The organism is Streptomyces inhibens, assembly GCF_022221585.1.
Lineage (GTDB): Bacteria > Actinomycetota > Actinomycetes > Streptomycetales > Streptomycetaceae > Streptomyces > Streptomyces inhibens.
On record NZ_CP084681.1, the window covers coordinates 9,192,818 to 9,207,618 of the forward strand.

The window sequence follows — 14,801 nt, forward strand, 5'->3', positions numbered from 1 at the left end:
TACCTCCGCCGAGTACAATGTCACACGTGAGATGTCATGTGGCCTCGGTGGTAGTGAATATGACGCAGGCCACACCCAACCCGGCTTCGATCCAGGGAGAGTTCCGATGAGCCCGCAGCGTGAGCAGATCCGCAGCGTCTGGGAGCAGACGCTCGGCCATGGGAACTTCACCGACGACGAGAGCTTCTTCGCCGTCGGTGGCCACTCCCTGTTGGCCGCCCAGGTGACGGCCCGGATCAATCGCGTGGCTCCGGCACGGATCGCGGTCCGTGACCTCTTCGACCACCCCACCGTCACTTCCCTGGCTGCGCTCATCGCCTCCCGCACGGTCTGAGCGCAGCCCGGGGCTTTGTGCCCAACGGGCTCTCGCCCTCGTTCCGTTGCCGTCCGCACCGAGTTCTACCGGTTGCTGCTCGGCGGGGCCGTTGATCAGCCGGACCGGCGGTGGGCGCTCGACGAGGACTGGGCGACGCTGCCCGAGCAGGTTCCGGCCTTGGGCGCGACCGTGCCGGATGCCGGCGTGGCCGGGCCCAAGCGCCTCCGTGGAGCACATCGAGCTCCAAGTCGACCGTCCATCGACGTGGCCGGGCCGGGGCGCATCGCGGTCACCTCGGAGTGCCACCTGCGCCGGGTGTTCCTGCTGGAGCCTCGTTAGGGTTCGGTCGTATGACCGACCGCGTTCTGGAACTCTTGCGCACCCGCCCTGATCTGGCCGAACTGGCCGCGTTTCCGTTCGACTTCGATGTGAGCCGGGCGTACCACGTCGAGTCGGTGCACCTGGCGTCCGGTGCGTCGTTGGAGCCGATCGCCGGCGACGACACCGGCGGCACGTACTTCCTGTGCGGGGGAACAGCCGTACTCCACGCGTCCTCCGACGGGTACGCCTCGCTGCTCGCCGACAGTGTCGGCGAGGCGCTCGAAATCCTCGTGCGGCTGCCCGCGTGGTGTGAGAACGTCTCCCCCGAGCTGGACGAGGAGGGCCTGCTCGCCGCGGTACGTGAGGGGGACGACGAGGCGCGGGAGGAGTTCGCTCCCGAACTGGACGCGCAGCGAGCGGCATTGATCAGCGGTCTCGGCCTGCCGGACCGGTCACTGGTCGAACTCAACGCCCTGTCGGAGTCGGCCACCCGGCGCACCGAGCCGGACCACCTCCTGCTCAACTCGGACGAACTTTGCGCCTACCAACTGGAGGAATCCTTCCGCCAGTCCCTGCGCGACGTCGTCCTCGGCCCGGGACGGGAGGCGCTGGAGCGGATGCGCTCCGGCGACCTCGGCGCGTGGGAGGAGGCGGCTGCGGATCCGGTGCTGCGGGCGGGGGTGCTGCGGGCGGCGCAGTACGACCGCCGTGACGGCGATCTGCCACTGCTGCGTTTCCTGCTGGAGCACGAGTGTGCCGCGCGGACCGAGTGGTTCGAGGAGCGGCGGCTGGCCGCGGTGCTGGTGGCGTTGCACGGGCAGGATGGGGACGTCGCGCTGCTGCGGTCGGCCACTGCCGGGCAGGTCACCGACAGCGCCGGAGCCGTGGAGTGGGCCCGCGCCGAGGAAGCGAAGCGGCACGGGCGGGATGTGGTTGCCGAGAGCGAGTTCACCTGGATCGAGCTGGCCCACCGGCAGGGTCGTGTCGAGCACGCCCGGGTCGCGCTCATCCGCATGCTGGACGACACGGGCCCGGACGCGGACCGGCTCCGGGAGCTGAGCCGGGCGCTGGAGCGCATCGGCGATCACGCACAGGCGGCCCGCGCCCAGTTCAACCTCCTCTCGCTTCAGGACACGGCATGGGAACGGGCCTCGGAGGCGTACGTCCTCGCCCGCCTTGAGCGTCGCAAGGGCGATCTCGCGGCAGCGGGGCGAGCGCTGGAGCGGGCACGGGCGGCGGTCGGCGCCGATGGCACCACGCCGGACGGAGCGGTTGCCCAGTGGCACCGCCGGGGGCTCGGCCGGCTGATCACGGAGCAGCATTTGGAGCTGACGCTCGCCGCCGTCGAGGCGGGGGACGCGGAACTCGCGCGTACGACGATGGTGCACGGCAGGCTCCTGCTGGACACGATCGGCAAGGGGTCCGCGAAGGTGCTCAGCCGGCTGTCCACGCGGGCGAAATGGGCGGTGGCCGGGCTTTGCCCGCCCGGCGCCTGACCCCCGCGAACCGCCACGGCAAGCGTACGCAGCCTTCGCCCCCGGCCTCTGCGGCTTGAGAGGGTCAGCGTGACTTGGGGAAGGCGGCGCGCAGTCCGGATCCGTTGATGGGGAAGGCGGTTGCGCCGATGGTGAGGGCGCAGGCGACCTGCATCACGACGAACCACGGCGGGAGGGCGCCGGGAATCATGTCGATGGCGACGATCGCGATCGGCACGATGATCGAGATGGCGCGCACACGGAGATAGGCCCATCGCGCTCCCCGTGAGGCGCGCACGGTCAGCCAGTAGGTCACCGCGGCGCTCGCGAGCACTCCGGCCGATCGGCCCCACATGAACGAGGTCACCTCGTGTCCGGTGATGGCGAGGACGACGACCGTGATGAGGACCGCGGCGCTCAGCGCGCCGTAGGCCGCGACGAGCAACTTCACCTTGCCGAAGGCCCGTTGGGTGTACGGATGGTTGAGGTGGGCGGCCTCGGTCGTGGTGTGGCTGATGGTTTCCATGTCTCTCTTCGTCTCTCTTCCCTCGCGTTGTCCGGTGTGGTGTCGACGCTAGGGAGCGCATGGGAGCCGCGGTATGGGCCTGGACGTACAGGGCGGTGGAGCCAGACCCACTTCGGAGCCGATCTGGCGGGCGTCGGGCTCCGTGCCGTGCACAGTGAAAACACCAAGCCGTACCAGCCTGATCGGCGGCGCATCGCAGGAACCGCGGGTGCAACGGGCAGGGTGATGAAGTGAGAAGGAAGAGTCATGAGACAGGTGATGTCGTGGGTGGCCAGTGCCTGCGTGGGGTTCGTGCGGGCGTGCGTGGTGGTGATCGTCAGCATGCTGGTCCCGGCTGTGTGGGCCGCTGCCGTGGCACTGGGGATCTGGTGGGCGGGCCCGTGGTCGTGGGTGCCGGTGTTCGTGTGGGCGAGTATCGGGACTCTCGCCCTGTCCCGCCCGGTCTGTGGGATGTTCCGCTTCCTTGTCGCGAGGTGGACGGCCACCGTCATTCCCGCCGGATACCGGCAGGCCGAGCCGGTGGTGCGCATGTCCACCGGGTACTGGTGGAACGGTTTCACCTACGCGCGCAGCAGCCAGCAGGCCCGCCAGGAGCAGCGGTGGCGGATCCGGCGGAGCGACCCGGCTACCTGGCGTGACCTGCGATTCACGGCGATCGCACCGATCACCGTGGGCGTGATCGCGGCCATCCCGCCGGCCGGACTCGCGGCAGCGGCCGTCGGGCTGTCCCAGCCGTCGATCCTCGCGCGCACCTTCGGGGTGCTCGGCCTGGCCGTGGCCTTCGCCGGCGCCCCGTATGCCTGGCGGTCCGTCGAGCCGGTAGCCGTCCGCTTCCTGAGCGCGTCCTCTGCGATGGCGCTGGCGGACCGGGTGGATGAGCTGACGGCCCAGCGCGCGGACACGACGGTGGCGCAGGCCGCCGAGATCCGCCGGATCGAGCGTGACTTGCACGATGGAGCGCAGGCCCGCCTGGTCGCGCTCGGGCTCTCTTTGGCGACGGCGGAGAAGCTGATGGAAACCGACCCCGACCAGGCCAAGGCCCTGATGCGGGAAGCACGAGTCGGGGCCGCCACATCACTGACCGAACTCCGCGAACTGGTCAAGGGAATCAACCCGCCGGTGCTGAACGACCGAGGGCTCATCGATGCCGTTCGCGCTCTTGCCTTGGACAGCCCGGTCGAGACGGCTGTCAGCGCCGACGTGCAGCTCCGCCTGGACCCGCCGATCGAGTCCGCCCTGTACTTCGGAATCGCCGAACTGCTGACCAACGCGGCCAAGCACGCCCATGCGACACGGGCGCGAATCTCCATCGCCCGCGACGACACCGGCATCGTCGTTGACATCGAAGACAACGGCCGGGGTGGGGCCGACGTGCGAGCCGACGGTGGGCTTGCGGGGCTGTGCCGCCGCCTCGCGGTCTTCGACGGCACCCTGGAGATCGCCAGCCCGACAGGCGGTCCGACCCGCGTGAGGATGATGGTGCCATGCGAATCGTCGTAGCCGAAGACCTCTACCTCCTGCGCGACGGGATGGTCCGCCTCATCGAGGCGTACGGACACCAGGTGGTGGCGACGGCAACCACCGGACCCGAGACGCTCGACGCGCTGCTGACATGGCGGCCGGACGTTTCCCTCATCGACGTCCGCATGCCGCCCACCCAGTCGGACGAGGGCCTGCGGGCGGCTCTTGCCGCCCGCAGCGAACTGCCCGGCCTGCCGGTCTTGATCCTTTCTCAGTACGTCGAACAACTGTATGCCCGCGAGCTCTTGGCCGACGGCGCCGGTGGCATCGGCTATTTCCTCAAGGAGAGCGTGTTCGACGCCGATCAGTTCATCGATGCTCTGGAACGCGTCGCCGGTGGCGGGACCGCCATGGACCCGGCCGTCATCGCCAAACTGCTGTCCAGCGGGTCCTCGAACCGACGACTCGGACAGCTCACCGAACGCGAACACTCCGTGCTCGGCCTCATGGCCGAAGGATTGTCCAATCAGGCCATCGGCCGGCGGCTCTTCCTCAGTGCCAGCGCCATCAGCAAGTACACCACCTCCCTGTTCGGCAAACTCGGCATCACCGATGACGACGACAACAATCGCCGCGTCCTCGCTGTCCTCGCCTACCTGAACGAGCCCTGACGTGCCTCTCGGGCCCAGCGCGCGGCAGGCCGTGCGGACAAGAGTCGGCACGAAGCCGCGGCGCGGAGTGCCGTACCTGGCGCGACGCGCCACATCGGCTTCAGCTCCTCGTGCCGTTGGGTTCGCACCTCACCATGGCCGCCAGTACGGAACGCCGGTCCTCGCCCGGCTGTGCGCCCAGTGGCCGGGCCAGACGGCCGGCCTGGTAGTGCCAGCGGTGGTCGAGGTCCGGATGGACCTCGTCCGTCTCACGGATCTCGCTGGCGCTGCCGAGCAGTTCGACCAGGTCCGCGGCGAGGTCCCGCCAGGTGACATGTCCGCTGACGGCGTTGGCCACGCCGTGCACCGGCGCGTCCAGGCACGAGACCACCGCCCGTGCCAGCGCCGCGGCGTGCACCCAGGGTGCGCCGTACCAGGCGTGGCCGCGGGTGCCCGGCCGCGGAAGGGTGAGCGGCCGGCCGTCCTGCGCGGCCTGGTAGAGCAGGCCGGTGGCGCCCCAGCGCAGCTGGTCACGCAGCCGGTCGTGCGGGCCCCACACCAGCGGGGAGCGGACCGCACTGGCCCCGCCCCGGCCGCCGGTACCGGCCGCCCGCAGCAGCATCCGCTCGCAGTCGAGCTTCGCCCGGCCGTACGGGCTGAGCGGCTCCCGCGAGACGGACTCCTCCGCCACCGGCCCGCCGTCGGGGTGCCCGTAGGCGTCCACGCTGCTGACGAAGACGAACGGGCCGTGCGACCAGGCGGCGAGCATCGCCTCCATCGCCGCCACGTCGACCTCGGGCCGGGTGAAGGTACAGGCCGCATGGACGACCGCGTCCGCGCCGGCCACCGCCTTGCGCAGCCCGTCCGGGTCGGCGAGGTCGCCCTCGATGACGTCCACGCCCTCCGCCGCGACCAGATGCGCTGATTCGGGGCGGGCCAGGGCCAGTACGGGGCGCCCCTGGGCGGCGAGTTCACGCAGGACGAAGGCGCCGACGCCACCGGTGGCGCCGGTGACCAGGACCGTGCCGGGTCGTGCCCGCCGTGGCCGGGCGGACGAGGGTACGGGCGCGGCGGCGCGTTCCGCCTCCCGCGCGTCCAACAGGGCGGTGACCGCGCGGGGGGTGCGGGCCTGCATGATGTCCAGGCCGGTCAGCGGCAGCGTCAGCGCCTGGCGCAGCCGCTCGGCGAGCTGGACGGCGGTGAGTGAGTGGCCGCCGAGGGCGAAGAAGTCGTCGTCCGGGGCGGGTGTGCGACCCAGCAGCGCCGCGAAGCCCGTGCGCACCGCCTCGGCGCGGGGCCCGTCCGGCGCGGGGGCGGCCGGTATTCCCGGCAGCCGCGTCGGGTCGGCCGCGCCGTCGGCGGTCCGGGGGAGGGCGTCCAGCAGGGTGACCGCGACCGGGACCAGTTCCGGCGCCAGGCCGGCCCGCAGGTGGGCGCGCAGGTCGGCAGGCGCCGGGCCGCCCGTCTCCCGCAGGACCGCGAAGGCGAGCAGCGGACCACCGGGCGCCGCGACCACCGCGGCCTCGCAGACCTGGGGGTGGGCGCGCAGCATCACCTCGGCCGGATGCCCGCCGGGCTCGTCCGGGGATACCGGTGCCGTACCGGGCAGTTGCGAGAGCCGGAGGCCGGGATCGTCCGCGACCGCGGCGAGCAGCGCGGCGTAGCCCGCGCCGAGGCCGGCCGCTGCCTCGTCGTCCAGCGCGGCCCGGCGGTACTGCACGAGACCGGCGGGCCGGTCGCCCTCCACCAGACCGAAGGAGAGGTCGAACTTGGCCTCTCCGACGCCCACGTCGAGGTGTTCGCCCACGGTCCCCGGCAGCTCCAGCACCGTGGGAGCGCCGAGCACGTCCGCGGTCACCCGCACCAGAGCCGTCCCGTCCGCACCGCGGGCCGCGGCGCCGAGCCGTTCCAGGATCAGGTCGAACGGCACTTCACGGTAGCGCTGCGCGTCCAGCAGCGCGTCCCGTACCCGCTCCAGGAGCGTGCTGAAGGACGGGTCGCCGGAGGCGTCGACGCGCAGCGGGAGGGTGTTGACGCACAGTCCGACCAGGCCGCGCATGGCCGCGCCCTGCCGGTGCGTTCCGGCAACGCCGATCACCAGGTCATCCTGCCCGGTGAAACGGTGCAGGGCGGCGAACGCCGCGGCGAGTGCCACGGTGAACACCGTGGCCCGGTGCCGTTGGCCCAGCTCGCGCAGGGCGGCCGGCACCTGGGGGTCGAGCGGCGCGGTGTGGGTCCCGGCGGGCCGGGAGCCGGCGTCGGCGGGCGGCGGTACGGGGCCGGGCAGCCGCGTCGGAGCGGCGCCTTCGAGAAGGCCGGCCCAGTGCCGCAACCCCTCATCGAGGCGATCGGCGGCCTGGTGCTCACGCCGCGCGAAGTCCGCGTACTGCGGCGGCCGCGTGCGCTGAGGGCTGAGCGTCGCCCTCGGGGTGGCGGCGGCCGCGTAGAGCTCGCCGAGCTCCTGGGTCACGGTGTCCAACGACGGTCCGTCGATGGCTATGTGATGGAACGTCAGCAGAACGGTGTGGTCCTGTTCCCCGTGCCGCAGGACCAGGGCGCGGGGCAGGGGTCCGGCGGACAGATCGAACCGGCGGCGCGCCTCCGCCACCAGCAGGGCCGAAGCCTCCTCGGCGCCCGTTTCCACGACGGGCACCGCGAACGCCTCGGGCGCCGCGAGCACCTCCTGGTACGGCTCGCCGTCCCGCTGCCCGTAGCGGGTCCGCAGGATCTCGTGCCGGCGCACGAGCGAGACCAGGGCGGCGGCCAGCGCGTCCACATCGAGTGGACCACGCAGCCGGGTGGCGAACGGCACGCTGTACGACGCGCCGCCGTGGCCGAGCCGGTCCATCAGCCACATACGGCGCTGGGCGTGGGAGAGCGGCGCCGGTCCCTGGTGCGATGCCTCGGGAAGGCGGACGGAGCGGGCGGCGCGGGCGCGCGCCCGGCGCAGCAGCTCCTCCTGGAGGGCCGGGGCTGCGGGGCGGTCAGTGGCCATCGGTGTCCTCCGGGGCGTGCGGGTGCAGATCGCTGTGCTCGGCGAGCAGCGCCCGCTCGACCAGGGCGGCCTGACCCGCCACGGTGGGGGCGGCGAAGAAGTCGGCGAGCGTCAGCTCGACGCCCAGCTCCTCGCGCAGGTCGTCGGCGACGCCGAGGGCCAGCAGGGAGTGCCCGCCCAGGGCGATGAAGTCGGCGTCCGGACGGGTCACATCGCGGCCCAGGGAACGGCTCCACAGGTCGGCGACGGCCTGCTCCAGCGGCGCCAGCGGCGCGGCCGGGGTGTCGCAGCCGCCCGCGGCGACCAGGTCCGTCAGTGCGCGGCGGTCGACCTTGCCGGAGGGAGTGAGCGGCAGCTCCCCGACGACGGTCAGCTCGTCGGGCACCAGATGAGCGGGCAGGACCGCGGCCAGCCGGTCGCGCAGACCGCCCGGCCGGGGCACGGGGCCGGGTGCTGCGACGACGAAGGCGATCAGGCGGGCGTCGTCGGGGGAGGGGCGGTGCACGGCCACGGCCGCGTCGTCCACCTCGGGCTGGTCCCGCAGCGCGTGTTCGACCTCCCCCGGTTCGATCCGGAAGCCGCGCACCTTCACCTGATCGTCCGTGCGCCCGTGGAAGTCGAGGACTCCGTCAGGGCGCGCGGAGACCACATCGCCGGTGCGGTAGAGGCGGCCCAGACCGGTGTGAGAGGTGAAGCGCTCGGCGGTCAGCTCCGGCTGTCCGGTGTAGCCCAGCGCCAGCCGGCTGCCGCCGACCCAGAGTTCGCCGCGCTCGCCGTGCGGCACGGGCCGGCCGGCGTCGTCCAGGACGTACGCCGTCGCGCCCGCGATGGGCTGGCCGATCGGCACCTGCCCGTCGCAGTCCGCGTCGGTGACCCGGTGGGCCGTGGCGAACGTCGTTGTCTCCGTCGGCCCGTAGCCGTTGACCAACTCCAGCCAGGGGAAAGCCCGCAGGACCTCACGGGCATGATGGGCGGCCATCGCCTCCCCGCCGACCACCACCGTGCGCAGCAGCGCGAACACCCGGGAGCGGCGCACCGCCAGCTGGTGGAAGAGCGCGGTGGTGAAGAACGCCACGGTGACACCGTGGCGCTCCGCCTGTTGGGCCAGTTCCTCGAACGACGGCCGCTGCACGGCGCACACCACCACCGCGGCACCGTTGGCGAGCGCGCTCCACACCTCGAACGTCGAGGCGTCGAACGTCATCGGCGAATGGAACAGCACCCGGTCACGGGGTGTCAGGGTGAGGTACGCCGGATCGGTGACCAGCTCAGCGATCGCATGGTGCGCGATCGCCACCCCCTTGGGCCGGCCGGTGGAGCCGGAGGTGAACAAGATGAACGCCGCCGCGTCCGGGCCGAGTTCGGGCGCGGGGGCGAGGGCCGGGGCGACGTCCGGCAGCGGTTCATCGGGCAGTGCGAGCGTGGCGCCGGCCGGTGCGGCGGATTCCAGGAGCTTGCCGTCCCCGACGGTCAGTGTCACACCCGCGTCCGCGGCCAGCGCCTCGCTACGGGCGCGAGGGTGCGCCGGATCGAGCGGTACGCACACCGCGCCGGCCCACCACAGCGCGAGCTGGGCCATGACCGTGCGGGCGGAGCGCGGCATCAGCAGCGCCACCGGGTCCCCCCGGCGGACGCCGTGCCGCTGCAGATGCGCGGCGAGGGCGCGGGCGGCCAGGACCAGCTGTGCGTAGGTGAGCGTGGTGTCGCCGTCGGCCACCGCCAAGGCGTGCGGCGCCCGTTCGGCGTGCCACGCCACGAGGGCCGGCAGACCGGCCCCGGGTCCCGGGCGCCCGGCCGGGGCGGCGGACGGGGCGAGGCCACCGGAAGGGGTGCGCTCGCTCAACAGGGTGCGTTCGGTGGGCACGGGCCCTTCCTTCCGGGTGTCGTGAGGGTACGGGGTGTGCGTGGCCATCTCAGGCTCCCGCCGGGCTCAGGCCCGCGCGGCGCGCGTCGACGAGCGCCGCCACGGCACGGAGGTCGGGCTGGCGCAGCAGTTCCGGGGCGCGCAGTCGCACCCCGCTCTCCCGCTGGATGACGGCCAGCAGCAAGGCGGCGAGGAGCGAGGTGCCGCCCGCCGCGATGAAGTTCTCCGCCAGAGTGGTCTCCGGACGGGCGAGCAGATCGCGCACCGCGTCGAGTACCAGCCGCTCGCCGGAGGTGGCTTCGTCGGGACGGCCGTCGCCCGGGGCGGAGCCGGTGGACGTGCCCAAGTCGTCCGCGGCCGCCCGGTGCGTCAACTCGGCCCGGTCCACCTTGCCGTTGGCATCCAGGGGGAACGAGCCGACGATCCGTACGTCCGACGGCACGGCCTGCTCGGGCAGCCAGTGCCGGACCGCCGTCAGCAGACCGTCCGCGGTGGGGGCGGCGTCGGCGGCCGGCCGTACGTACGCCACCAGGCGGGCGCGGCCGTCGGGTGTACGGGGCGCGATGACGACGGCGCTGCGTACCGCCGGGTCCTGCTCGAACGCGGCTGCCACCTCCGCCGGTTCGATCCGCACCCCGCTGATCTTCACCTGCTCATCGAGGCGGCCGAGGAACTCCAGCCGCCCGTCGTCCCGCATCCGCACCCGGTCCCCGGTGCGGTACAGACGGTCCACTCCCGGCAGGTCGACGCCCTCGGGCGGAGCGGTGAAACGGCGCGCGGTCAGGCCGGGGTCCAGATAGCCGAGGGCCAGACAGTGTCCGCCGAGGTGCAGCTCGCCTTGCGCACCGCGGGCGACGGGACGGCCGTCCGCATCGGCGACGACGACGGTCACGCCCGGTACCGGCCCGCCGATGGGCGGTGCGCTCTCCTCGCCCGCCTCGGGGTCCGTGCCACACATGGCGTAGGTGGTGGCGAGGACGGTGGCCTCGGCCGGCCCGTAGGCGTTGTGGACGGTGGTGGTCACGTCGGCACCAGGACGACGGCGCATCCGGTCGCCGCCGACGAAGAGATGACGCAGCTTCAGGTCGACGGGCCAGGGCCGGTCCAGCAACGGCTCGATCATCGGGGTCGCCGCGACCGCCACCGACACCGCGGCCGCCCGCCACCATTCGGTGAGCACCACCGAGTCCCAGCGGACCTCGTCCGGAGCCGGGACCAGCGCCGCCCCGGACGTCAGCCCGGCCCACAGCTCCAGCAGATGCGGATCGAACGCGACTCCGATGAGTAGGGAGTGCCGGTCCCCGGGGGCCAGGCCGGTCTCGGTGCGGTACCAGTCGAGCAGCGTACCGAGTGCGTGCTCGGCGACCGCGACCGCCTTGGGCCGGCCGGTGGAGCCGGAGGTCAGCACGGCGTAGAACGCCGAGGCGGGCGCGGACCTCGCGCCTTCGGCCGGCTCGGCGAATGCCGCGACGGCCTCGGCGGGGGCGTTGGCGCCCGCCGAGGGCAGGGGCAATGCCACCTGGTCGGGCGTCCGGTAGCGGGACGGCAGCAGGCGCGGCTCACCGATCAGGCAGACCACGTTCAGGTCCTCGGTGACGGCGTCGACACGGCGCTCACCGGGCTGCGGGCCGAGCGGCAGATAGACGGCGCCGAGCCTGGCGACCGCGACGGCACTCACCACGAGCGCGGCGGAACGGTCAAGGCAGACGCCGACCAGGTCTCCGGGCCGGACCCGGCCGCGCAGCGCCCCGGCCACCTCGTCGGCGGCGGCGTCGATCTGCCGGTACGTCCAGGTGTGGGCCCCGTCGATCACCGCGGGGGCCTCGGGCGAGCGGGCGGTCCACTCCGCGAAGCGGGCGAGCAGGCCCGCGCTGGGACCGTCGGCGGGAGCCACGCCGCGGGCGATGCTGAGCGGGCCGTCCTGCGGGGCGGGATGTGCGGTGGTGCCGGCGGCGGGGGCGGTCGGCCGGGCGGTGTCGGGCTGGGTCATCACGCCTCCGTCACAGTGGTCAGGGTCGTAGCGGCGGGAGATTGCACGGTCGTGGCGACGGCCGCGAGAGCGCCGGCCTGGTCGGCGAGCACCGGGTTCTGGAAGAGCAGCCGCAGCGGCGGGCGTTGGCCCAGCCGTGGTTCCAGCCATGCAGCCAGCTGCGCGGCGAGCAGCGAATGACCCCCGACACGGAAGAAGTGCGAGGTCACGTCGAAGCCGCGGTGGCCCAGCACCTCGTGCCAGCCGTCGGCGAGCAGCGCCGTCAGCGGGTCGCCGGGCATCGGGTCCGCATCACCGCCCTCCACCGCCGGTGCCACGGGGGCGGCCGGCTCCAGAGCGGCGGCCCGCCCGGACAGCGCCGCCCGGTCCGGCTTGCCGCCGGCCAGCCTCGGCAGTGTGTCGAGGCGCGCCCACCGCGCCGGCACCAGGGCGCTCGGCAGCCGGCGGCTCAACTCCGTGTGCAGCGTCTGCTCGTCCCAGTCCGCTTCCCGGTCCGCGCTTTCCAGGAATCCGACGAGCCTGGGTCCGCCGGGGGCCTCGCGGTCCAGCACGACGGCGCAGGACCGGCCGCCGAGCGCGGCCGAGGCGGCGGACTCCACCTCCTCCAGCTCGATGCGGTAGCCGCGCAGCTTGATCTGGTTGTCCCGGCGCCCCAGGAAGTACAGCAGCCCGTCGCGGCCCCGGTAGCCGACGTCACCGGTGAGGTAGACCCGCTCACCGCCCAGGGCCTCGATCGTGACGAACCGTGCGGCGGTGGCCTCGGGGTTGCCGACGTAGCCCTCGGCGAGCCCGGCGCCGGCGATGGCCAGTTCACCGACCGCGCCGTCCGGCAGCGGACGGTGACAGCCGTCCAGGACATGCACCCGCTCGCCGGGCAGCTCGCCGCCGAGCGGGATCTCCGCCCCGTCGGTGAGTTCGTCGCGGGTGATCTCGTGGACGGTGGAGCTGATGGCGGCCTCGGTCACGCCGTAGACGTTGAGCACGGTGGCGTCGGTGTCGGCCAGGAAGGCGCGCAGCACATCGGCCGGGAGGCGTTCACCGCCGAGGACCAGCAGCCGTGGCGTCCACCGGCCGTCGCGGAGCGCGGGGCGGATGTCCTGGCGGGTGGCGAGGAAGTAACTGGTGGGCAGGTTCGCGACGGTGACGCGGCCGGCGGCCAGCAGTTCGGTCAGCTCGGTGCCGGTGGGCACCTCGTGTTCGGGGACGACCAGGCACGCGCCGGCGTACAGCGACGGAAGCACCTCTTCGAGGGCCACGTCGAAGGACGGCTGGGCGAACAGCAGCACCCGGTCACCCGGGCCCAGGCCGAACCGCTCGGCCGCGCCGGTCAGATGGTTCTCCAGCGCCGCACGCCCGACGGCGACGGGCTTGGGTATGCCCGTCGAGCCCGAGGTGTGAATGATGTACGAGGCGCCGGGTATCACCTCGGCGTTCCGGGCCGGCGGGAGGGCCGGGGCGTCGACCGGGGCCGTAGGAAGTCCGGCGGGGACGGTGACGCAGGTGTCGGCGGGGGTCAGGACGAGGGCCGGGGACAGACGGTTCAGCAGCAGTTCCAGCCGGGCCGGCGGATCGGACGGCGAGAGCGGGCAGTACACCGCTCCGGTCCGCAGACACGCCAGCAGCGTCACGACGGAGTCGGCGCCACGGGGCAGTACGGCGGCCACCGGCTGACCGGCCGTCACCCCCGCCTGACGCATCCGCCGTGCCAGCGAGTCAACTTGTGTGTCGAGGTCGCCGTAGGTGATCCGGCGGGCGCCGATGAGCAGCGCCGGCAGCGCGGGGTCGTGGGCGGCGGCGGGGTCGAGCGGGTCGCGGTCCGTCGCCCGGGGCGCGGTGGCTGCGACGGCCGGGGCGGGTGGCAGCGCCAGGTCGGCGAGGACCGTACCGGGAGCGTCGAGATAGGCCCGCAGCAGGTCCACGAACCGCCCGGCGAGCAGCTTCGCCACATCCTCGCCGAACAGGTCGGCGTCGTAGTCCCAGACCAGCGTCATGCCCGGCGCGCCGTGCCGGGGGCCGACGCCGCGACGGTCGTCCGGCAGCAGCACCACGTCCAGGTCGAAGCGGGTGGTGCCGGTGTTGAACCCCTCGAAGAGGGTGATGTCCAGTCCGGGCACATCGATCTCGGGCAGCTCGGCGTCGTGTGCGCTGAACATGACGCTGAACAAGGGGTTGTCCGCGCCGGAGGTGTGCAGGCCGAGCGCGCGGGTCAGCTCCTGGACCGGCACCTCCTGGTGCGGCAGGGCGCGGATCAGGGTGTCGGTCACCTCGTCCATGGACTCCTCGGCCGGCGCGGCCGGGTCGAGCCGGAGCGGGAGCGGAATGGTGTTCACGAACATGCCCACGGTGTCCTCGAACCCGCGGGGTCGGTTGCCGACCGCGGTTCCGATGACCATCTGGGAGCGGCCGCTGTGCCGGCGCAGCAGCTCGGCAAAGAGCCCGAGAAGCGTGGCGAAGGGAGTCAGGCCGCGCGAACGGGCGTGCTCCCGCAGGCGTTCGGCCAGGTCCGCGCCGATCGACTGGCGCAGCTGACCGCCGTGATGCCGACGCCGGGAGCCGGGCCGGGCCAGCCCGGGCAGCGGCATGTCGTAGGAGAACTCGCGCAGTTCACCGGCCCAGAAGTCCAGACCGGCGCGCCGGTGCTCGTCGGTGGCGCGGCGCTCGGCCCCGGCTCGGACGTAATCGGCGTACGTGGGCGCCGCGGGCAGCTCGACCGACTCGCCCAGGACGTGGCCCCGGTAGACGGTGAAGACGTCCCGCAGCAGGATCGCGAACGAGTGGCCGTCGTGGATCAGATGGTGTTCGACGTGGATGAGCCGGTGCTGGTGCTGCGCCAGCCGGACCAGCGTCCAGCGCAGCAGCGGCGCCTCGTAGGTGTCGAGCGGGGTCTCCGCCTCGGTGCGCAGCAGCTCCTCGAAGGCGCGCTGGGGGTCGGGCTCCCCGCTCAGGTCCACCGTCCGCAGCCGCGGCCGGCAGTCTTCGGCGACCCGCTGGCCGGGCATCGCCCCGGGGACGGCGACGAGTTCCAGCCGCAGACCGGGGTGCCGGTCGAGGACGGTGGCGAGTCCGAGGCGCAGGGCCTCGGTGTCGAGGGTGCCCCACAGGTCGAGTGCGGCGGTGAAGTTGTAGGCGCGGCTGCCCGGTTGCACCTGTTCGTGCAGCCAGACGATCTCCTGCGAGGAGGAGAGCGGAAGCATGGGCGATCC

At 73.2% G+C, this 14,801-nt stretch carries 9 protein-coding genes; 4 read left to right on the forward strand and 5 right to left on the reverse strand.

The genetic code is table 11. From position 1 onward, the window contains the following. Positions 1 to 106: 106 nt before the first annotated feature. Together KI385_RS41310 and KI385_RS41315 are read left to right on the forward strand one after the other, a co-directional pair. Complete coding sequence (locus KI385_RS41310; RefSeq protein ID WP_238577124.1) at positions 107 to 334, forward strand: acyl carrier protein; 228 nt, start codon at positions 107 to 109, stop codon at positions 332 to 334. Positions 335 to 666: 332 nt separating this feature from the next. Beyond that, positions 667 to 2,133 carry a hypothetical protein gene (locus KI385_RS41315; protein WP_238577126.1) on the forward strand — a complete coding sequence of 489 codons (1,467 nt, stop codon included), beginning with the start codon at positions 667 to 669 and terminating at the stop codon, positions 2,131 to 2,133. A gap of 64 nt (positions 2,134 to 2,197) precedes the next feature. Here the strand turns inward: KI385_RS41315 and KI385_RS41320 are convergent, their stop codons facing one another. Further along, a complete protein-coding gene (locus KI385_RS41320) occupies positions 2,198 to 2,638 on the reverse strand; it encodes a hypothetical protein (protein ID WP_238577127.1) in 441 nt (146 codons plus the stop codon). 246 nt (positions 2,639 to 2,884) lie between these two features. Here KI385_RS41320 and KI385_RS41325 point away from each other — a divergent pair, with 246 nt between their 5' ends. Both KI385_RS41325 and KI385_RS41330 read left to right on the forward strand, forming a co-directional pair. Then, a complete protein-coding gene (locus KI385_RS41325) occupies positions 2,885 to 4,138 on the forward strand; it encodes a sensor histidine kinase (RefSeq protein ID WP_238577128.1) in 1,254 nt (417 codons plus the stop codon). Further along, positions 4,123 to 4,770 (forward strand): response regulator transcription factor, encoded by a 648-nt coding sequence (locus KI385_RS41330; RefSeq protein WP_238577129.1) that lies wholly within the window; start codon positions 4,123 to 4,125, stop codon positions 4,768 to 4,770. Before KI385_RS41325 ends, KI385_RS41330 begins: the two co-directional genes overlap by 16 nt. 100 nt (positions 4,771 to 4,870) lie before the next feature. Here the strand turns inward: KI385_RS41330 and KI385_RS41335 are convergent, their stop codons facing one another. The 4 genes from KI385_RS41335 to KI385_RS41350 are packed head-to-tail and all read right to left on the reverse strand — an operon-like array spanning position 4,871 to position 14,792. Continuing rightward, positions 4,871 to 7,744: a condensation domain-containing protein gene (locus tag KI385_RS41335; RefSeq protein ID WP_238577131.1), complete on the reverse strand. Its 2,874-nt coding sequence runs from the start codon at positions 7,742 to 7,744 to the stop codon at positions 4,871 to 4,873. After that, the gene (locus KI385_RS41340) at positions 7,734 to 9,608 is read right to left on the reverse strand and encodes a non-ribosomal peptide synthetase (RefSeq protein ID WP_238577132.1); all 1,875 of its coding nucleotides are present in this window, start codon (positions 9,606 to 9,608) and stop codon (positions 7,734 to 7,736) included. Before KI385_RS41340 ends, KI385_RS41335 begins: the two co-directional genes overlap by 11 nt. Positions 9,609 to 9,657: 49 nt before the next feature. After that, positions 9,658 to 11,598: an amino acid adenylation domain-containing protein gene (locus KI385_RS41345; RefSeq protein WP_238577133.1), complete on the reverse strand. Its 1,941-nt coding sequence runs from the start codon at positions 11,596 to 11,598 to the stop codon at positions 9,658 to 9,660. Next, positions 11,598 to 14,792 (reverse strand): non-ribosomal peptide synthetase, encoded by a 3,195-nt coding sequence (locus KI385_RS41350; RefSeq protein ID WP_238577134.1) that lies wholly within the window; start codon positions 14,790 to 14,792, stop codon positions 11,598 to 11,600. Before KI385_RS41350 ends, KI385_RS41345 begins: the two co-directional genes overlap by 1 nt. Positions 14,793 to 14,801 lie beyond the last annotated feature (9 nt).

Excerpts from the sequence above, each read along its gene's own strand:
- KI385_RS41310 (WP_238577124.1), top strand. The coding sequence starts at position 107 with ATGAGCCCGCAGCGTGAGCAGATCCGCAGCGTCTGGGAGCAGACGCTC.
- KI385_RS41315 (WP_238577126.1), top strand. The coding sequence starts at position 667 with ATGACCGACCGCGTTCTGGAACTCTTGCGCACCCGCCCTGATCTGGCC.
- KI385_RS41320 (WP_238577127.1), bottom strand. The coding sequence starts at position 2,638 with ATGGAAACCATCAGCCACACCACGACCGAGGCCGCCCACCTCAACCAT.
- KI385_RS41325 (WP_238577128.1), top strand. The coding sequence starts at position 2,885 with ATGAGACAGGTGATGTCGTGGGTGGCCAGTGCCTGCGTGGGGTTCGTG.
- KI385_RS41330 (WP_238577129.1), top strand. The coding sequence starts at position 4,123 with ATGCGAATCGTCGTAGCCGAAGACCTCTACCTCCTGCGCGACGGGATG.
- KI385_RS41335 (WP_238577131.1), bottom strand. The coding sequence starts at position 7,744 with ATGGCCACTGACCGCCCCGCAGCCCCGGCCCTCCAGGAGGAGCTGCTG.
- KI385_RS41345 (WP_238577133.1), bottom strand. The coding sequence starts at position 11,598 with ATGACCCAGCCCGACACCGCCCGGCCGACCGCCCCCGCCGCCGGCACC.
- KI385_RS41350 (WP_238577134.1), bottom strand. The coding sequence starts at position 14,792 with ATGCTTCCGCTCTCCTCCTCGCAGGAGATCGTCTGGCTGCACGAACAG.